The following is a 16,892-nucleotide window of genomic DNA, read 5'->3' as shown; positions in this document are numbered from 1 at the left end:
CGTGCGCGACGACAGAACTTTCGGGTTCGAAGAGTTCCGCGGAGAGCGGACGGCGCCGGGCGATGGCAGTCGCTAGGCAAGCGCCAGTCGCTAGTGTTTGCCTCTGGCGAGGAGGCGCTCACCAAGGCGAAATGCCGGATACCGTAGCTCAAAGCGTCAGAGTCCTGGCGATGGTGAGCTGCTGCGAGATCCATTGCGAACGAGTCTCGGCCAGAAGCTGCCCGCAGCAAAAGCGCGCTTTTCCTTACGCGATCGCTGGATCAGCTCGCCGACGCGATAGCCGCTTCCAGCGCTTCCCAGGTGTAGGGCTTGCGCAGCACCGTGGGGCCCGCGTCGGGGTGATTCGGCGCCCTGATGCTCTCCAGCCCGGTGGCGAAGACCACGCGAAGCGTGGGCCGCAGCGCGCGCGCCTCCGCGGCGAAGACGTCGCCGGATTCGCCGGGCAGGCCGATGTCCGTGATCAGCACATCGACCTCGTGTTCCGCCAGGACGACGAGGGCTGCCTCCGCGCTCTCTGCTTCCTGCACGATGTGGCCGTGCATCCGCAGCTCCTTCGCGATGGCATAGCGCAGGGCGGGGTGGTCTTCAACGAAGAGGATGTGCACGCTCGTTCTCCTTGCCCGCCATCAGCCGCTGGACCACATGCACCAGTTCGATCGCCCGGACCGGCTTCGAGCAATGCGCGTCGAACCCGCGCGCGAGCGCGAAGACCCGGTCCTGCTCGCGCGCGTACGAGGTGATCGCCACGGCGGGCACATGGCGCAGCGTTGCGTCGCTGCGGATCTGCTCGATCAGCGCGTAGCCGTCCCTGCCGGGCATGCCGATGTCGCTCAGCAGCACGTCCGGCAGCTCGTTCTTCAACGCGGACAGCGCCTCCTCGTAGTTGGTGGCCACGCGCACCCGGGCGCCGCGGTCCCGCAGGATCAGCGACAGCGTCGCGCCGATGTCGGGGTCGTCCTCCACCACGAGCAGCGAGGCGCCCGCCAGCGTGGCGTCCGCATCGCCAGTGTCCAGGTCTGCGGGGTCCACGCTGGCCTCGTCGCCGCCGGGGCCGGCGGTCGGCATCCAGACGTCGAAGGTCGCGCCGTGGCCCAATCCGTCGCTGTGGACCGAGACGGCGCCGTCATGCGATTCGGCCAGGTGCCGCACAATCGAAAGCCCCAGACCCAGACCGCCGTGGCGCCGGTTGCTGCCGGCGTCGGCCTGCGAAAAACGATCGAAGAGATCGGGCAGGAACTCCTTCGCGATCCCGACACCGTGGTCCGAGAACGAGAGGCGCAGGCCGGCGCCCTCGGGCTTCAGGGCGATGGCGATCGCGCTCCCGGGCGGAGAGAACTTGATCGCGTTGCCGAGCAGGTTCGAGGCGATCTGCTGCAGGCGCGCGGGATCGGCGCGAATGACCGGGCAATCCGCATCGACGCGCAGGTCCACGGTCACGCCCCGGTCCTTGATCGAGGCTTCCGACGCCTCGACGACCGATTGAACTATCTCGGGAACGTTCACTCTGGTCAGCGAAAGCCGCATCTTGCCGAGGTTGATGCTGGACATGTCGAGCAGGTCCGAGACCAGTCGCGCCTGCAGCGCGAGGTTGCGCTCGATGATCTCGAGGCCCTTCTGCTGCTTGGCTTCGTCCAGCGGGCCGCGCCGGAAGATCTGCATCCAGCCGATCATCGTGGTCAGCGGCGTGCGCAGCTCGTGCGACAGCACGGCCACGAACTCGTCCTTGATCCGGCCCAACCGCTCGGCATCGGCGCGCGCGGCCCGCTCGCGTTGCAGGGCCAGCTGGCGCTGCTCCTCGAGCAGCACCGGGGCGGTTACGTCGGTCGCCAGCATCATGTGCACGCCGTGCTGCAGGAGCGGCAGCATGGACCAGTTCACCCGCAGCGTGGAGCCGTCGCCGCGCAACAGCGGGAACTGCAAGTCCTCGCCGGTCGGCGCCTCGATCGCGAGGAACGCCTGCGCGGCCTCGCGGAACTCGCCGGGAACCCACTCGCTCAACGGCCGACCGACCACGTCCCCGGCCGCGCGGCCCAAGATGGACAGCATGCAGGGATTGGCCTCGATCACGCGGCCCGACAGGTCGAGCAGGCACATGCCGATCGGCGCACGCTCGTACATGGTGCGGAAATGCTGCTCGCTTCGCCGCAGCGCCCCCTCGGCCACGCGCGTTCGCACCAGCGCCTGGACGGTGGCCACCAGCACGGCCGGGTCGACGGGGTGGGTGAGGTAGGCATCGGCCCCGGAGTCGAGGCCGCGCACCTTGTCCTCATCGGTCACGTAGGCCGCGCTCAGGTGCAACACCGGCAGGTAGTCGACGCTGTCGCGCGAGCGGATCTGTCGGCACAGGTCGAACCCGTTGATGTCCGGCAGGTACACGTCCAGCACCATCGCCGAGACTGACGCGTCCGCCAGCTCCAGCCCGCGCGCGCCGCTGGCCGCCTCGCGGGTCTGGAAGCCGGCGTGCTGGAGCCAGCGGATCGTGGTGTAGCGGCTGACCGGGTCGTCGTCGACGACCAGCACCACGTGGTCGGCGCGATCGATGGGGTTGAACCCGACCGCCTCGCTCATGGTGCCGTGGCCGCCTCGGAAGGCGGCTCCGCCGGGAGCGTGACCCAGAAGACCGAGCCCTTGCCCTGGTCGCTCGAGAACCCGACGCTGCCGCCCAGCAGCTGGGCGATCCGCTTGCTGAGCGACAGGCCCAGCCCAGTACCGCGCAGCCGCTTCTGCAGCGGCGAGTCGACCTGCACGAAGTCGTGAAAGATCGAGCCATGGGCCTCGGGCGCGATGCCGATGCCGGTGTCCGAGACGGCGAAGGTGATCGTCGCGTCATCGTTCAGCACGGCCGAGACGCGCACCTCGCCCTGCACCGTGAACTTGAGCGCGTTGGAGATGAAGTTGCGCAGGATCTGCGAGAGCTTGCGGTCGTCGGTGAACAGGCGCGGCACGCCCTGCGGCTCCTCGAAGATCAGGTTTACCTCGGGGTTTACCAACACCGGGCGGAACATGCCGCGCAGCGCGGAGAACAGGTCGACCATCTCGAACCAGGCCGCGTTCACGTCGACGCGGCCGGCCTCGACCTTGGCCAGGTCCAGCAGGTCGTTAACCATGTCGGAGAACTCGCCAGCGGTGTCGCTGATGAAGCGGATCTGCTTCTCCTGCTCGGGGGTCAGCGGGCCGTCGGCGTGGCTGAGCAGCAGGCGGGTCAGGCTCTGGAACGAGGCGATCGGGGTGCGAAACTCGTGGCTCATGTACGCCAGGAACCGGCTCTTCAGTTCGGTGGCCTGGCGCAGCTGGTCGGCCTGCGCGTCGAGCTCGCCGTAGAGCGCGACGACCCCGCGGTTCGTCTCCTCGAGCTCGGCACGCAGCGCCTCGAGTTCCGCGTCGCGCTCGGCCAGTGCGATCTGCAGGCTTTCGATCGAAACGTCGACATCAGCCATGGCGGACATCGGCTAGTGACACTGCATCACCACGACGGTCGCGTCGTCGCGTCCGCGCAGCTTGGTGTGGATGAGATGGGCGGCGAGGATGATCGGGTCGCACGACAGCAATTCGGGCACCTCCTTCAAGTCCCAGCGACTGGCGATGCCGTCGGAGTGGGCCACCAGCACCGCATGGTCCGGCAGCTCGTAGACGACTTCCTGGATCTTACGGATCTGCACGCCCACCGTCCCGTGCTGCGAGAGCAGCGAGCGGTCCTGCACGCCGCTGAGGATGCGCGCGGCGATGTTGCCGGCGCCGCAGAAGCTCACCGATCGGGCCGCCACGTCGATGTCGATTGACGCCAGCGCGGCACCGCGGGTCGACCGCAGCGCCGCGTGGCAGCGCTCCACGACTTCGCGCGCGTCCGCGCCGGGGTGCATCGCGAACACCTGCATCGCCGCATCGGCGGCCTCCGCCGCATCGCGCCCGTGCCCGAGGCCGTCGGCAACGATCATCGAGGCGCAGGTTCCGTCGCGCCTGCAGGCCCAGGCGTCGCCGGAGACCGTCTCGGCCGGGGCGGCGACGCAGATGCCGGCGTACGCGAGCGAGTCGTCGTGCAGCGCGGTCTCGGCCAGCGATGAACTGTCCGCCGTGAGGCGCGCGACGATCACGCTGCACGCTCCCGGCTTGGAGAAGATCAGGAACTGGGATGCCGCACGGCGCACGGCGCCCAGTCCGGTGCCGGCGCTGCCACCGGTCGAGACGCCATCGGACAGCGAACGCGCCACGTCCCGCATGCCGGGCCCGCGATCGACCGAGATGACCTCGATCGTGGCCATCGCGGCGTCGGCCCGCAGGCCGATCAGCAGCTGGCCGTCCTGTGCATGCCGCACGAGGTTGGTGGCGAGTTCGGTGACCACCAGCGCCAGCCGACCGAGCGCCAGGTCGTTGAATCCCGCTTCGGTGGCCAGCCGCGCCGCTTGCCGGCGCGCATCCCCGATCTGGCTCGACTCGAGCATGGGACAAGCCAGGTGTGGAATCACGAGCTCATTTCCAGCGGGCGATCATCACCGACGTGCCTGCGCCCACGGCGGTCTCGATGGCGAATTCGTTGACCAGCCGCTTGCTGCCCGACAGGCCGATGCCCATGCCCTTGCCCGACGTCCAGCCGTCGGTCAGCGCGCGTTCGATGTCCGGGATGCCCGGTCCCTGGTCCTCGAACCACAGGCGCAGGGCGGTGCGCAGGCCCTGGGGCTGGATCTCCCAGCGCATGTGGCCGCCCCCGCCGTAGACGACTGTGTTGCGGGAGAGCTCGCTCGCCGCGGTAATCATCTTGGTCTGGTCGACCAGCGAGAACTTGAGCTCCTGCGACAGCTTGCGGACGGTCTGCCGGCACAAGACGATGTCCGGCTCACCGCGCAACGGGATCGATCCCTTAGTCTCCATGGGCGTCGATCCCGTCGCCCATGGACGCCAGCATTTGCAGGCCGCGCTCCACGTTGAGCGCCGTCTTCACCCCCTCCAGCGACAGGCCCAGTTCGACGAGCGTGATCGCCACCGCGGGCTGCATTCCGACAACCACAGTCGCCGCGCCCAGCACGCTGGCGATCCCGGAAATGCCGGCGAGCATGCGGCCGATGAACGAATCGACGATCTCAAGCGCCGAGATGTCGATGACCACGCCAGTCGCGCCGATCGCGTCGATTTTGGCCGACAGGTCGTCCTGCAGCGCCAGTGCGGTCTGGTCCTGCAGGTCGACCTGGATGGTGACGAGCAGGCACTTGCCCATCCGCAGGATGGGGATCCGCTGTTGTCCGTCGGACATGGGGGTCAGGCCTTGTTGCGCGTGACGATGTAGCCGCTGCGCTTGAGTGCCAGCGCCAGCGCATCGGCGAGCGAGGCCTTGGTGGTAATCCCCTGCAGATCGATGCCGAGGTGCACGATCGTCTGCGCGATCTGCGGGCGCACGCCGCTGATGATGCAGTCGGCGCCCATCAGGCGGATGGCGGTCACGGTCTTCAGCAGGTGCTGCGCCACGAGCGTGTCCACGGTCGGCACGCCGGTGATGTCGATGATCGCCAGCTCCGAGCCGGTGTCGACGATGCGCTGCAGCAGCGATTCCATCACCAGCTGCGTGCGGTAGCTGTCGAGCGTGCCGATCATCGGCACGGCCAGCACGCCCTCCCACAGCTTGACCACCGGCGTCGACAGCTCCAGCAGCTCCTGCTGCTGACGCTCGATCACCGCCTCCCGGGAGCGCTGGTACGTCGTCAGAGTGTGCTGCGAAATGCTGTCCACCAGGGTCGAGATCGCCCAAACGCCGCTGGCGAGCCGCGCCGGGTCGTCAGCGAACCGGGCCTGGATGCGCTCGAACAGCGGCCGCTTGAGCGCCAGCACGAAGGCGCTCGTCTGGGCCGCGCTGATGCCCTGGGCGGCGCCAGACTTCGAGATGTCCTCCAGCGTCTCCCGCAGCGTCGTCCAGGCGCCACCTTCTAAACCGGCTGCGAGCTTGCCGCTGCGCAGTCCTTGCTCGAGGCCGTCGATGAGTTTTTCCGTGTCGGCGGCCAGCGTTTTAGTGGTGGTGCTCTGACCGGCCGATGCGCGGATCTCTCCGATCCACGCTTGCAAGATCGCGGGGCGGTCGTCTGCCAGAAGCTGACCGATAAGGAGGAGTTCTTCGCTCATGTGCATGTCGTCGAGTTGGAGGCCGCCCGGCGCGGCAGCCGCGATTATGACGGTCCCAAGACACAAACGGGTTGCAAACGGAGCGGCGGCAGAACCTGTTCCCTTTGCCGATGGTGGAGCGAAACGCGGCGCTTTTAGCGAAGGCAAGTCGCATGTTGAGCGGCATCTCTCGGGCGTCGGGATCTCACTGGAGGATCGCTGCGGGTCGTGGCTGACTCTGGCGGCTTCGATCAGCCGTCCGAGAACTGCCGTTCAAGTTTGTCGGCAGCACAGCTGACGTTCGGGAAACCCGGAGCAGAACCGCTCCAGTCTTTGAAGGCTTCCAGTAGCACGCCGCATTGCTGCCAGGCGCCTCAGTCATGCGAGCCTGGCCTTGCCGAGGGGGACTGTGGATGGGCCGACCGTTCCAGGAACGTCATACTTGCTGTGAGGCGGTTGAATTCCTAACCGCGGAGACACCGATGCCCGACGCCGCCCTGCTAAAGCCGCTGTGCGAAGACCTGGCGCTCGCGCTGCGCGCGGCCGCCCATCACGGTCTGAGCGAAGGCGTGTGCAACCATTTCAGCGTGGCGCTGCCGGACGACAGCCGCAGGTTCCTGATCAACCCGCGCGGGCTGCACTGGAGCGAGATCGGCCCCGACGACATCGTGCTGATCGACGAACACGGCACCGTGCTGCAGGGCCGCCACCGCGTCGAGCCTACCGCCATGTTCATCCATGCCGCAGCGCACCGCATCACAGGCCATGCGGTGGTGCTGCACAGCCACATGCCCTATGCCACCGCGCTGACGCTGACCAGCGACCGAGCGCTCGACACCTGTTCCAGCCAAGGCGCAATGCGCTTTCATGGCCGCATCGGCATCGATGCCGACTACAACGGCCTGGCGTTGGACTGGGCCGAAGGCGAGCGCATCGCGCGGTCGATGCAGGGCAAGGACGTGGCCTTCCTCGGCAACCACGGCGTCATCGTCTGCGGCGCGACCGTGGCGCATGCCTATGACGACCTGTACTACCTGGAGCGCGTGTGCATGCACCANGTGGCCTTCCTCGGCAACCACGGCGTCATCGTCTGCGGCGCGACCGTGGCGCATGCCTATGACGACCTGTACTACCTGGAGCGCGTGTGCATGCACCAGGTGCTGGCGATGAGCACCGGCCGCCCGCTCGCGCGGGTCAACGAGGAATTGTCCGCGCATGTGGCCCGGCAGATCCAAGGTGAGCGCGAGCAGTCTGACCTCTACTTCGAGGCGCTGCGGCGGATGCTGCCGACGCCGCGGTGAAACTCGCCGTCGGACTCGCCTACCAGGGCATGAAATGAGTGCGAGCGACGCCTTGCATTCGGGCATCACCTCGATGGCCAGATTGTGGCCCAGAGTCGCGTGTGTCGACAGCCTCATGCTCTCGGCCAATAGCTGTCGCTGGCCTTCGGCAGCTTCTCGCCATGCTTGTGAGGACGGTGATCGGCGATCGCGACGCTGTCTGAGTTCAGCACTTGCGGTGCCATGCGGACCGATTGCGACAGTCGACTTTTCGAGTAGCTACTTCAGCCAGACATTCAACTGCTTCGCTCGCCGATCCGGGCAGGACATCGGGCCGGTGTACCGGTCTGATGACAAGCGTCCTGAAAATCGACACTCCAGACCGTCGAACTTCAATGTGGCTTGCAAGTCGGACCGCGACTCCGACAGTTTCACGCGAATGTCGCCCGACTTCTCTTCGGGACCGTCTTGGGTACAAACACCTGTATGACGCAACAGCAGCGGACCCCGAAATTCTTTCGCTCGATCCGAAGGATTCACGGCCACATCGGCCGACATCTCCCACTCACCGAGATCGCCAAAATAGCCGAAGAGGCGCAGCGCCTGAGCATGCGCGTGCGTGGCCAGGGAGACCAGCACCAGCAGGACACAGGTCGACTTCATGTGGCTCGCCCACGACTTGGGGGTGAAGCGCCTCAAGGCCTCCTCGCCATGAAGTCGCGCGCGTCAGCGATTTCCGGGCGGGACTTGTCGGCGCCGTCCGCCAACGCCACGACCTTGCCGAAATAGACGCGTGCACGCGCCGAATCGCCGATCTTCTCGGCTGCCTTTGCGGCGCCGACAGAAGCACCCAGTCGGTTGGGCTCTTTCTTCAACGTCGCTTCGAAGGCCACGAATGCGTCCTCGGCCTTGCCGCGTTCAAGCAACATGACGCCGTAGAGTTCGCGCGCGGGCTTCAACACACCGGGCGTCACCGGATGCTTCTCGGTTGCGTCCTCGGAATCTGCAGCGAGCTTCATGGCGCTCAGCGCGTCGTCGTACTTCCCCTCCGCAAACATCACCCAGGCGATTGCAACCTGGCGCTGGATGTCCACCTGCTGGGACCAGTACGCATCCTGTCCCTCGCGCAGCTTGTCCCGCAACTCGGCGAGCCGTGCAATGTCATTGTTGGCCGCCGCCACGTCGCCCGAGCGCGCCGCGCCGAGCGCGCGCGCAAAATGAGTGATGGCCTGCGTATGGGCGAGCGGGCTTGGCCGCACTTGCAACTGCGCCGCGGCCTGCCAGTCGCCGCGTTCGACGGCGTAGCGCGCTGGTGACGCGGCCAATGCATACGGTCCCGCCAGCGCTGTCTCGGTGAAACCGCTCACAGCCTTCATCTGTTCGATGACGGTCCTGGCCTTGCCGTCCTGGCCGATCTGCAGGTAGGCATAGACCATGTAGTCCATGGCATGCAACTGATCATGGCCCTCCCTGTCGCTTGCCGCCACGCGCGCAGATACCGCGTTCGATTCAATCGATTCAGTCCAGTAGCCGACGCGCGTGAAGACGTGCGAAGGCATGTGTTGCGCATGGGCTGCCGCAGGCGCGATCTTCGAATATCGCCGTGCAGCATCGAGCCCTTTTTCAGCCAGGGCCGGGGTGTCGTACAGGTGAATCAGGTAGTGGGTGACGCCCGGGTGTTCGGGTTGGCGTTTCGCGATCTCCTCGAGGATCGCTGCGCCCTTCAACTGGTTCGAATAGGTCTTGTCGGCTGGCGAGGCGGAGGTGTTAAGCGCCAACGCGTAGTAGATCTGTGCTTCGTCGTCCTTTGGATAGCGTTGCGCGAGTTGCTCCATCTTCTTGGTGTACGCGAGCATTCGCGTGCGGTGATCCACCTTGCCGTAATCGGCATACATCGCACCCAGGGCATCGAGGTAGTCGCGTTCGCGCTCGGTCCGTGCGCCAATGGTGTTCGCTTTGGCCAGCGCTGCTGAACCCTCGACAAGGTTCTTTTCTGCTGGCGCGGAGTGAGGGTTCCACAGCAAACTCAGCGCAACGCCCCAATAGGCCATTGCGCACGTCGCGTCCGCCTTCGCCACGTCCTCGAAAACGTTTTGCGAAGCGCGATACCAGAAGGAGTGCTGATAGAGCATCCCTCTGTCGAAGAGTTGCTGCGCTTGCGGCGTGCACGACGTTTCGAAGTGCACCTTGCCCAGCTTTTCGTCAGCCGCCTGTCCGAAAGCCGGCAGCGTCCAGGAGCCTGCTGTCAGAGCAGCAATCTGGAAGACCATTGACCATTTGATCATGACCATCTCCTCGCCAGAGCAGGATCAGTCAGTCTACGCCGATCGGGTCCGGGTGTCGCCAAGTTTGGAAGTGGCAAACCACGATCATCGGCTTGCGCGCAACCTTCAATCCATCCCGCCTCGCGCGGCCACTCGCCGGCCATTTCAAGGGGTAGGCCGTTTCGACTGGCTTGGGGCCAAATCGTAAGCAATGCGGCTGAACATCGCCGGCTGTGCCCGGCGACCAAGAGTCGGTCGCCACGGCTGCTCCAAGGCACGCGCAGGCCCATTTGACCCATGCGAGAAACAGAACGCCGGGACTCGATGCGTCTGCCAAGGTAGCGTTGAGAGGCGATCGACGAAAACACGAGGCGCTACTGCCTTAAGAGTGTCCTGCGACGCGCATCCGAGCTCAGCTCTTAGCGCGGCCACTGCCTCAGCTCGGCTTGCTTGAGCGGCACCGTCCTGGGTACCGCGTTTCAGCACAGCTGAGCAGAAGCACCAGCATCGACTTACTTGCCACGCTGGCACCAATGACCGCGAGCAACTCGCCGGCCTCCAGCTGTACCACTCTTCGGCGAGCAGCATGGTGCGTGAAATATAGTCTCTTAACTGCTAGACGAATCGAAGGGAGGGCCGGGGCTAGAAGGACGCGATCTCCACTTGCGCAATGGTGGTGGTCGACTCTGCAAATACGGCACTTGCCGCAGGCAAGGAAGGGTCGCGGTCTGGCGAGGCAAATGAATCGAGCGAAGCGCCCGCCGGGCCAGCCAACGACAGTGCGATGTGACTCGCTCCGGGGGAAACTCCGCCCATTAAACTAACGTATGAACCCGCCGCGGTAGCGGCCAGGGCAGCTACCGCAACTACTGCAATCAAGCCGCCGAAAACTTTGGCATGCGGTGAGGAAAGGTTCTGAGTGCGCATCGCTGACTCCTTCGCTACTGCATTAACGTAGGAGGTGCTACTCAGATCACCATCCCTAAGATCGATGCTCACGATGGCTGAGCAGCGCCGGATCAGGGGGTTGGATCAAGCGCTCGGTGCGAGAGCTGCCGATCGATCAGTAGCGAGACTATGCGGAGCCGCGAGCCTGTCGCGTGGGGGTTTCGTCGTCACCCGGATGGCGCACCGCCAACCCTACAAGTTTCTCGGCGGCCTCCTCCGGGACGAGAAGCTGCGCGCTCGGATAGGCAGCCTCGGAAAGCCAGTCAGCCTCTGTCGGGCTGCTCGATGCGTCGAGGACTAGCAACGCGTTCGCGAAGCGCCTGCACCAGTCGGCGCGCGAGATTTCCATAGTGGGCATTCGCCGGCAATCAACGTTCCCGGTCGGCGCTCGGCGGCTGATGCGTCGACTTTCGGGAAGAACCGGCATAGGCCTCAAAGACTTTTGAATTACCGAGCGGAGCGCCCTCGAGCCCTTCGGTAATATGGCGCGATGTCCTCCCATGCTTGGCGCAACCATGCCAAGTTTTCGGAATGCCATGGAAAACGACCCGGCGCTTGTATTTGGCCGATTTGTGCTGTCACCTTCGAAGCGCGAGCTGTTGATTGACGGTGTGCCGGTGGCGGTCGGAGAGCGGGCGCTCGACCTGCTGCACGCACTCATCAGGCGTCGGGATCGCACGGTTTCCAAGGCCGAGCTGCTCGATGTCGTGTGGCCGGGTGCGTTCGTGGAAGAGGGCAATCTCTATGTGCAAGTCAGCGCCTTACGCAAGGTGCTTGGCGAGCGGGTAATCGTCACCGTACCTGGCCGGGGATACCGATTTGTCGCCCCGCTTTTGGAGCCTGCTGCGGCTCCGGCCTTCGAAAGAATGCATCCGCGTGACATCTCGGAACTGCCGGCCGAGCCGCCGCCGTTGATAGGCCGGGAAGACGCACTGGTCTTGCTTTCCGAGTGGGTCCTCGAACATCCTCTCGTGACAGTCACTGGTGCAGGGGGCATCGGCAAAACCAGGCTCGCACTCGCTGTTGCTATAACTCATCGGTCGCGCTGGCCCGACGGCGTCGCGTGGATAGAGTGTTCCGCGGTCCGGGAAGGCGGGCAGCTCGCGCAGGCCGTGGCCCAGGCGACGCGGGTCGCCTTGGGCAATGCACGCTCGGCCGAGCAACTCGCATCAGAACTTCGGGGCCGCTCGATGCTGCTATTTCTGGACAACTGCGAGCACCTCCTGGACGCGACCGGCGCCCTCGTCTCGACACTGCGTCGATTGACGCCGGAAGTTCATCTGCTTGTCACGAGCCAGCAGGCGTTGCGGACTTCGGGGGAACGGGTGTTCCAAGTTTCACCGTTGGCGGTACCCGGCACGCACGACGTACCCGATGAGAGCTTTGGTGCGATTCGCCTGTTCGCCGAGCGTGCACGGGCGATTGACCGACGTTTTCGAATCGACGCGAGCAACCGCGCAACAGTGGGTGACATCTGTCGGCAGCTCGATGGCCTGCCGCTCGCCATCGAGTTGGCTGCTGCGCGCGTCAAGCTGTTGGGGGTCAAGGGGTTGCACGAGCGGCTTGACGACCGATTGCGCCTGCTGACGGGGGGAATCCGCGATGCCGCACCGCGCCACCAAACGCTCAGAGCGGCGTTGGAATGGAGCCATGGGTTGCTGAGCTGTGCCGAGCAGACCGTTCTGCGGCGCCTGGGGGTGTTCATCGGTGGCTTCACGCTCGAATTGGCGCAGGACGTTGCGCGTGACGCCGGTGGTTCCGAGCTGGACGAGTGGGCGGTCCTGGAAGCAGTCTCGGCGCTCGTCGACAAGTCCCTGATCAGTGTGGAACTCGGCGAACCGGTGCGCTATCGACTGCTAGAAACGATCCGCCTGTTCGCGTTAGAGCAACTCGACGCGGCCGGCGAGTCCTCAAGTCGGCGTACGCGCCATTCCCACGCGGTCAGTGACCTCTTTGCAAGCGTCGACGAGTCGAGGTGGGGAGACCACGCGACCGCAACGGCCAGCGAAGTAACGCAGCGCCTGCGACCGGAAATCGACAATGCCCGCGCCGCACTTGAATGGTCGATGCACATCGGTGATGCTCCGACTGCGATCAGCTTGGCTGGCGCAGCCGCTTCACTGTATGTGCAGCTGGGGTTGACCTCGGAGTTGGTGCCCATCCTGCAGACCTTGCGTGCCCGCCTCGAAGAAGCACCGGCAAGCGCGCAGGTGAACGTGCTGTGGCGCCTTGGCACGCTTGGGGTACAGGCGGGGATGCGCCAAGACGAGCTTTTGTTCATCAAGATGGAGGCCGTTGCCAAGGCCCGCGCCGCCGGATTCCGACGCCGTCTGCAAGTGACTTTGGCGGCGCTCGGATTCACGCGCGCGCGACAAGGCGAACTGAACGCGGCGCAGGCAATTCACGCCGAATTGCTGGGTCTGGAACGACCAAATGACCCGGCCTACCTTCGTGGTCTGCGCTTGACGGTCGAAATGATGATTCATGAGCACCGGAATAATATCGAGCAGGCCGTAGTCTGCTTGCGCAAGCAGCGCGAAGTCCTTCGCAGTGCGCCTGATGAGGTCTTGCCCTTGATGACGTGCGAGTCGAACCTAGTGATGTATCTCGACATCCTGGGGCGCTTCGAAGAAGCTGCGGAACTGGGAGCGACCATCGTCGCGCGGCCTGACCTGCCGCGCACGTTCATCTTCGCAATCTGCTGGACCGCCTACGCGCTGGCTGCGCTCGGCCGACTCGACCAGGCGCTGCTCATGATGCGGTCTCGTCGCCGAGAGATCGCTGCCAGTCCGATTGGTGTGTACAGCGCCGAGTCGCTCGCAATGCTTTGCCTGGCGGGCGGACGATTGCACGACGCCGTCGCCATTGATGCGGCCGCGCGGCTCCAAGAAAACCTTGCCCGAAAAATGCCGCATCCATTGACGCAGGCCTTCCGCGCACGCTTGGACAACGAAATCGCGCGCGCGGACGTAGGTCCTGCGGATCTCGCGCGCTGGCGTTCGGTAGGTGAATCGCTCAGCGATGAAGCCGCAGTTGAACTGGCCCTCGGCTAAGTCTCCTTCTCGAGTCAAATTCGGTAGGCGACGATAAGGGCAACAGTCCCGATACACATAATCGCGTTGCCCACGCTCACCGCAATGGCTCGGTTGGCGCACTGGCCGTTTTGTTCGTAGAGCCACGCTGCCATGGTCGCATTGGCGCCGGCCCACGTCACCCAAGTCCACAGCGAGTGCTGGCTCGAGTCACCGCTCGAATAGATGGCCAAAATTGTCGGCAGGTACGCGACTACTCGCACCGAGTTGAAGATCGCGAATGCCCAGGTAAGGAGGCGAAGGTACAGCGTTCGGTTCTTCTGTCGCGGCTCGGACCGACGGCCGGATGCGGCGAACGCGAGACGCAACGCGGAACGGGCCGTCACAGCGCTACCCACCAAACTCGGTCACGACCGCCGGCAACCAAGAGGTCCAGCACTTCGGCTGCCGACCGCGGGTCACCGCTCACGAGCAGGGCGGGCGACGCGTTGGTGTCGGAGGCCAAGGCTGCCGCGACAGCGTTTGCGGCTTCCGCCGCCCCGCAGCAGCCGACATGAACCCAACGCGCTTCCGCGCCCAAGGCGCGTTGCAGGTCCCGCGCTTGTTCCAGTGTGGCGTACCGCCGCCGGTACCCAGTCGACGCATTCGCTGGAACGGCGAAAGGGTCTGTAGGCATGATGCCGCCGTCGTCATCAAGGAGCGTGGTCGCCGCCAGAAGGCTCGATTCCGTCGACCCCTCAGGACCGGGCTCGCCACCACCGCCGCAGGCAGTTAGCAGGCTCGATGCGCAAACGACCCCGGCTGTGGCCCACTTGCGTTGAAATGAATTTGCGAACATCAGACTCTCCGGACCGACCGCGGATTGCGGCGATAGAGGACTATCTGCCCGTGCTTCTGTGAAGTCCTTAAAAGTTCTTAAGCGATGACCTGAAGCGAGCGATCCGTTTCCTCGAGTCCCTTGCTCGAGCGCGCCATCATCGGCAAAGTACACCCTGAACGGACATCACACCCCGGGGCGGACTCCCATCGGCATAAGGAAATGGCGGACATCTTCATCAGCTACCGCCGCGACGACAGCGGTAGTGCCACCGGACGCTTGGCCGACGGTCTCCAGGCGACCTTTGGCGAAGGTCAAGTGTTCCGCGATCTTGACTCCATTGCGCCAGGGCAGGACTTCGAGGCAGCGCTGGCGCGCGCGGTGGGCGGAGCTCGCGTCATGCTCGCTGTCATCGGTCCGCGCTGGACAGACGCCGCATATCCTTCCGGCACGCTGCGCCTCGACGATCCACAAGACTTCGTGCGACGCGAACTGGAGGCCGGACTGGAGGCAGGAATCGCCGTCATTCCAGTCTTGGTCGAAGGAGCTGCCATGCCGCCAAGTGCGTCGCTGCCGCCGTCGCTTGCACCGTTCGCCCGCTGTCAAGCTGTCGCGCTGCACGACGTCGGGTGGCGCGACGACGTCGCGCGCCTCGCCAATGAGCTGCGGCGGCGCCACGGTCTCGAGCCAAGCATTCGCTCGTCGCCGAGCAACCGGGCGGGGGCCGTGCTGCTTGAGGGACTTGAACTGCTCGGCCGCCCGCTGCCCGTCATCGTGCGACTGGCCGGCGTGGGCGGTCGCGATGCGCTCACACGCGCTGTGGTTTTGCTGACCACGGCGCTTGTGCTGGGCAATGCGCTTATCGGGTCTGCGTTAAGTCTGGGCTGGGAACTGCCCAGTTGGATATTGAGCGGCACGGTGGTGTGTCTCGTCGCGTGCGCGCTGCTGGCTCCAATCCTCGCGTTGGGCTGGCGGCTTACAGGTATAAACGTCGGCTGGCAGCGAGCGTCGAGCGGTGCGGCATGCCTGCTGAGCGGCGGCTGGATGTATCTGTCAGCCGGCATCATGTGCTTTGCACTCGGTTTGGCCCTTGCCGAGCCCGGGGTCTTCACGACGATGTTGAGCAGCTGGCGAAGTGGCGACCCCGCAGCATCGACCCATGCCCTCACAGCAGTGCACGGGCCAGCACTCGCGGGTATCGTTGTGTCGACCATCGTGTGGCTCGGAGGGCTCGCCTGGACCTTTGCCGCATGGAACGGTCTGAAGGTCGCATTCGGCGCGCGAGTCTGGCAGTCGTGCGTGGCCGCTACGTTTGTCGGCGGGCTTCTTCTGATTCTTGGTCGCGTCGCGACGTGGGCTGCAAGTTGAGTAGGTTTGGGAGTCAGGCCGCTCCGAGAAAGTGCGAGAAGGCAGCGAGGGTAGCACCGACTACGGAACCCGGTGACCGCCAAACGCATGTCGCCAAAGCCGGGAGGTCACGGACTTGCACGAGAGGTTGCAAATAGTCACTTGGCTATGTGCGGGCTCTGGCGCGAAAGCAACTTCGGGTGTGTCGCTTTGATCTGACCGGCGGCTTCAGGGGGACGAATTTCAGGGCGTGGGTGTCGGCGTAGGGTCGGAAGATGACAGCGGAGAAGGACAGTTCCGGCCAGAAGCTGCCCGCCGCAAAAGCTCGCTTTCGGCTGCTTTACGCTATCGCTGGATCAGCTTGCCGACGCGATGGCCGCTTCCAGCTTTTCCCAGGTGCAAGGCTTGAGCAGCTCAGTTGTGAGCATCCTGCAGAACATGTCACACGTAAGTCACGCGGGCTGCGTGACAAGTACTGGATGAGCGCGTCGTCTGGTCCGCGTTTCGTCCGCACGCACTGCGCACACTTTGCGGGCAGGTGATGCTTCCACGAGCGATTCAGGAGCGGGAGCGCCAAGCTCGCTGATCGCACCTCGACGCTTCGGTCCTGTTTCGCGTCACTGTCACGCTTGCAAGTGACAGCTGATGGGCGGCGATGCGGCGATGCGGCGATGCGGCGATGCGGCAATGCCGAGAGTTGCCGGTTGAGGCTGTCGACCAATCCAGGCTGACAGAATATCTTTCTAGTTCTATCGTCACCTGAAGGCCCCCCTACCCCCACGGGGTGAGTGCACCCGGGAGCTAAGAGGGAGGCACTTCGGGATGGCGACAACTGTCACCCTCTCTCGAGGTTCCGCGCTTGCCAAGAAGCTTGGCCCCAGACTTGCGGATTCGGCCCGTCCCCAGGTGCCTTCGGGATCTGCCCCCTAAGCCGTTACGGCACGCCCTGGTTGCGGTTTAGCGAGATCGCCGCTCGGTGTTTCTTGTCCTGATAGCCCATTCAAGCCCATACATTTTGCGCGGGACCCACGCCTGCATCGCGTTTTCTGTTGTTTCGCCCTCGAAGTCCCCTTGTCGATGGAGTCGACAAGAATCATGAGCTTTATTATACAAACAGTTA

13 protein-coding genes and 1 pseudogene are annotated in these 16,892 nt (G+C 64.8%); 4 read left to right on the top strand and 10 right to left on the bottom strand.

Annotated elements, in window-relative coordinates; all coding sequences use genetic code 11:
• Positions 1–260: 260 nt before the first annotated feature.
• The 7 genes from ASC76_RS10965 to ASC76_RS10935 are packed head-to-tail and all read right to left on the bottom strand — an operon-like array spanning position 261 to position 6,105.
• Positions 261–605 carry a response regulator gene (locus ASC76_RS10965; protein ID WP_056465394.1) on the bottom strand — a complete coding sequence of 115 codons (345 nt, stop codon included), beginning with the start codon at positions 603–605 and terminating at the stop codon, positions 261–263.
• Complete coding sequence (locus tag ASC76_RS10960) at positions 586–2,568, bottom strand: response regulator (protein WP_056465392.1); 1,983 nt, start codon at positions 2,566–2,568, stop codon at positions 586–588. The genes ASC76_RS10965 and ASC76_RS10960 overlap by 20 nt, the downstream gene beginning before the upstream one ends.
• Entirely contained in the window at positions 2,565–3,437 is an 873-nt protein-coding gene (locus ASC76_RS10955; protein ID WP_056465390.1) for a sensor histidine kinase KdpD, read from the bottom strand. The genes ASC76_RS10960 and ASC76_RS10955 overlap by 4 nt, the downstream gene beginning before the upstream one ends.
• Positions 3,438–3,449: 12 nt before the next feature.
• Positions 3,450–4,439 carry an anti-sigma regulatory factor gene (locus ASC76_RS10950; protein ID WP_056465388.1) on the bottom strand — a complete coding sequence of 330 codons (990 nt, stop codon included), beginning with the start codon at positions 4,437–4,439 and terminating at the stop codon, positions 3,450–3,452.
• Between the two features lie 28 nt (positions 4,440–4,467).
• Positions 4,468–4,866: an anti-sigma regulatory factor gene (locus ASC76_RS10945; protein WP_056465386.1), complete on the bottom strand. Its 399-nt coding sequence runs from the start codon at positions 4,864–4,866 to the stop codon at positions 4,468–4,470.
• On the bottom strand, positions 4,856–5,245 hold the full coding sequence (locus ASC76_RS10940; protein WP_056465385.1) for an STAS domain-containing protein: 390 nt from the start codon (positions 5,243–5,245) through the stop codon (positions 4,856–4,858). The genes ASC76_RS10945 and ASC76_RS10940 overlap by 11 nt, the downstream gene beginning before the upstream one ends.
• Positions 5,246–5,250: 5 nt before the next feature.
• Positions 5,251–6,105, bottom strand: a complete 855-nt coding sequence (locus ASC76_RS10935) for an STAS domain-containing protein (RefSeq protein WP_056467291.1) — start codon at positions 6,103–6,105, stop codon at positions 5,251–5,253.
• A 461-nt stretch (positions 6,106–6,566) separates the two neighbouring features.
• On the opposite strand from ASC76_RS10935, the pseudogene ASC76_RS10930 reads away from it, so the two are divergent.
• Together ASC76_RS10930 and ASC76_RS26190 are read left to right on the top strand one after the other, a co-directional pair.
• A pseudogene (locus ASC76_RS10930) lies at positions 6,567–7,141 on the top strand (aldolase); the annotation flags it as partial.
• A 1-nt stretch (position 7,142) separates the two neighbouring features.
• Positions 7,143–7,385: class II aldolase/adducin family protein (locus tag ASC76_RS26190; protein ID WP_235580418.1), on the top strand; the 243-nt coding region annotated here is incomplete at its 5' end.
• A 258-nt stretch (positions 7,386–7,643) separates the two neighbouring features.
• Here ASC76_RS26190 and ASC76_RS25320 read toward each other — a convergent pair.
• Both ASC76_RS25320 and ASC76_RS10925 read right to left on the bottom strand, forming a co-directional pair.
• Positions 7,644–8,027: a hypothetical protein gene (locus ASC76_RS25320; protein ID WP_157615557.1), complete on the bottom strand. Its 384-nt coding sequence runs from the start codon at positions 8,025–8,027 to the stop codon at positions 7,644–7,646.
• Between the two features lie 32 nt (positions 8,028–8,059).
• Complete coding sequence (locus ASC76_RS10925) at positions 8,060–9,649, bottom strand: hypothetical protein (protein ID WP_157615554.1); 1,590 nt, start codon at positions 9,647–9,649, stop codon at positions 8,060–8,062.
• Positions 9,650–11,112: 1,463 nt separating this feature from the next.
• On the opposite strand from ASC76_RS10925, the gene ASC76_RS10915 reads away from it, so the two are divergent.
• A complete protein-coding gene (locus ASC76_RS10915; RefSeq protein WP_162247112.1) occupies positions 11,113–13,629 on the top strand; it encodes a winged helix-turn-helix domain-containing protein in 2,517 nt (838 codons plus the stop codon).
• Between the two features lie 14 nt (positions 13,630–13,643).
• Here ASC76_RS10915 and ASC76_RS25720 read toward each other — a convergent pair whose 3' ends face one another.
• A complete protein-coding gene (locus ASC76_RS25720) occupies positions 13,644–13,994 on the bottom strand; it encodes a hypothetical protein (protein ID WP_162247111.1) in 351 nt (116 codons plus the stop codon).
• Between the two features lie 653 nt (positions 13,995–14,647).
• Between ASC76_RS25720 and ASC76_RS10905 the strand changes: the two genes are divergently transcribed.
• On the top strand, positions 14,648–15,793 hold the full coding sequence (locus ASC76_RS10905) for a toll/interleukin-1 receptor domain-containing protein (RefSeq protein ID WP_056465373.1): 1,146 nt from the start codon (positions 14,648–14,650) through the stop codon (positions 15,791–15,793).
• The last annotated feature ends 1,099 nt before the right edge of the window (positions 15,794–16,892 follow it).

The sequence above is a fragment of the Rhizobacter sp. Root404 genome (assembly GCF_001425865.1).
Lineage (GTDB): Bacteria > Pseudomonadota > Gammaproteobacteria > Burkholderiales > Burkholderiaceae_C > LMDS01.
This window is presented reverse-complemented; position numbering and strand designations above follow the sequence as displayed.

Excerpts from the sequence above, each read along its gene's own strand:
- ASC76_RS10960 (WP_056465392.1), bottom strand. The coding sequence starts at position 2,568 with ATGAGCGAGGCGGTCGGGTTCAACCCCATCGATCGCGCCGACCACGTG.
- ASC76_RS10955 (WP_056465390.1), bottom strand. The coding sequence starts at position 3,437 with ATGGCTGATGTCGACGTTTCGATCGAAAGCCTGCAGATCGCACTGGCC.
- ASC76_RS10950 (WP_056465388.1), bottom strand. The coding sequence starts at position 4,439 with ATGCTCGAGTCGAGCCAGATCGGGGATGCGCGCCGGCAAGCGGCGCGG.
- ASC76_RS10945 (WP_056465386.1), bottom strand. The coding sequence starts at position 4,866 with ATGGAGACTAAGGGATCGATCCCGTTGCGCGGTGAGCCGGACATCGTC.
- ASC76_RS10940 (WP_056465385.1), bottom strand. The coding sequence starts at position 5,245 with ATGTCCGACGGACAACAGCGGATCCCCATCCTGCGGATGGGCAAGTGC.
- ASC76_RS10935 (WP_056467291.1), bottom strand. The coding sequence starts at position 6,105 with ATGAGCGAAGAACTCCTCCTTATCGGTCAGCTTCTGGCAGACGACCGC.
- ASC76_RS25320 (WP_157615557.1), bottom strand. The coding sequence starts at position 8,027 with ATGAAGTCGACCTGTGTCCTGCTGGTGCTGGTCTCCCTGGCCACGCAC.
- ASC76_RS10925 (WP_157615554.1), bottom strand. The coding sequence starts at position 9,649 with ATGATCAAATGGTCAATGGTCTTCCAGATTGCTGCTCTGACAGCAGGC.
- ASC76_RS10915 (WP_162247112.1), top strand. The coding sequence starts at position 11,113 with ATGGAAAACGACCCGGCGCTTGTATTTGGCCGATTTGTGCTGTCACCT.
- ASC76_RS10905 (WP_056465373.1), top strand. The coding sequence starts at position 14,648 with ATGGCGGACATCTTCATCAGCTACCGCCGCGACGACAGCGGTAGTGCC.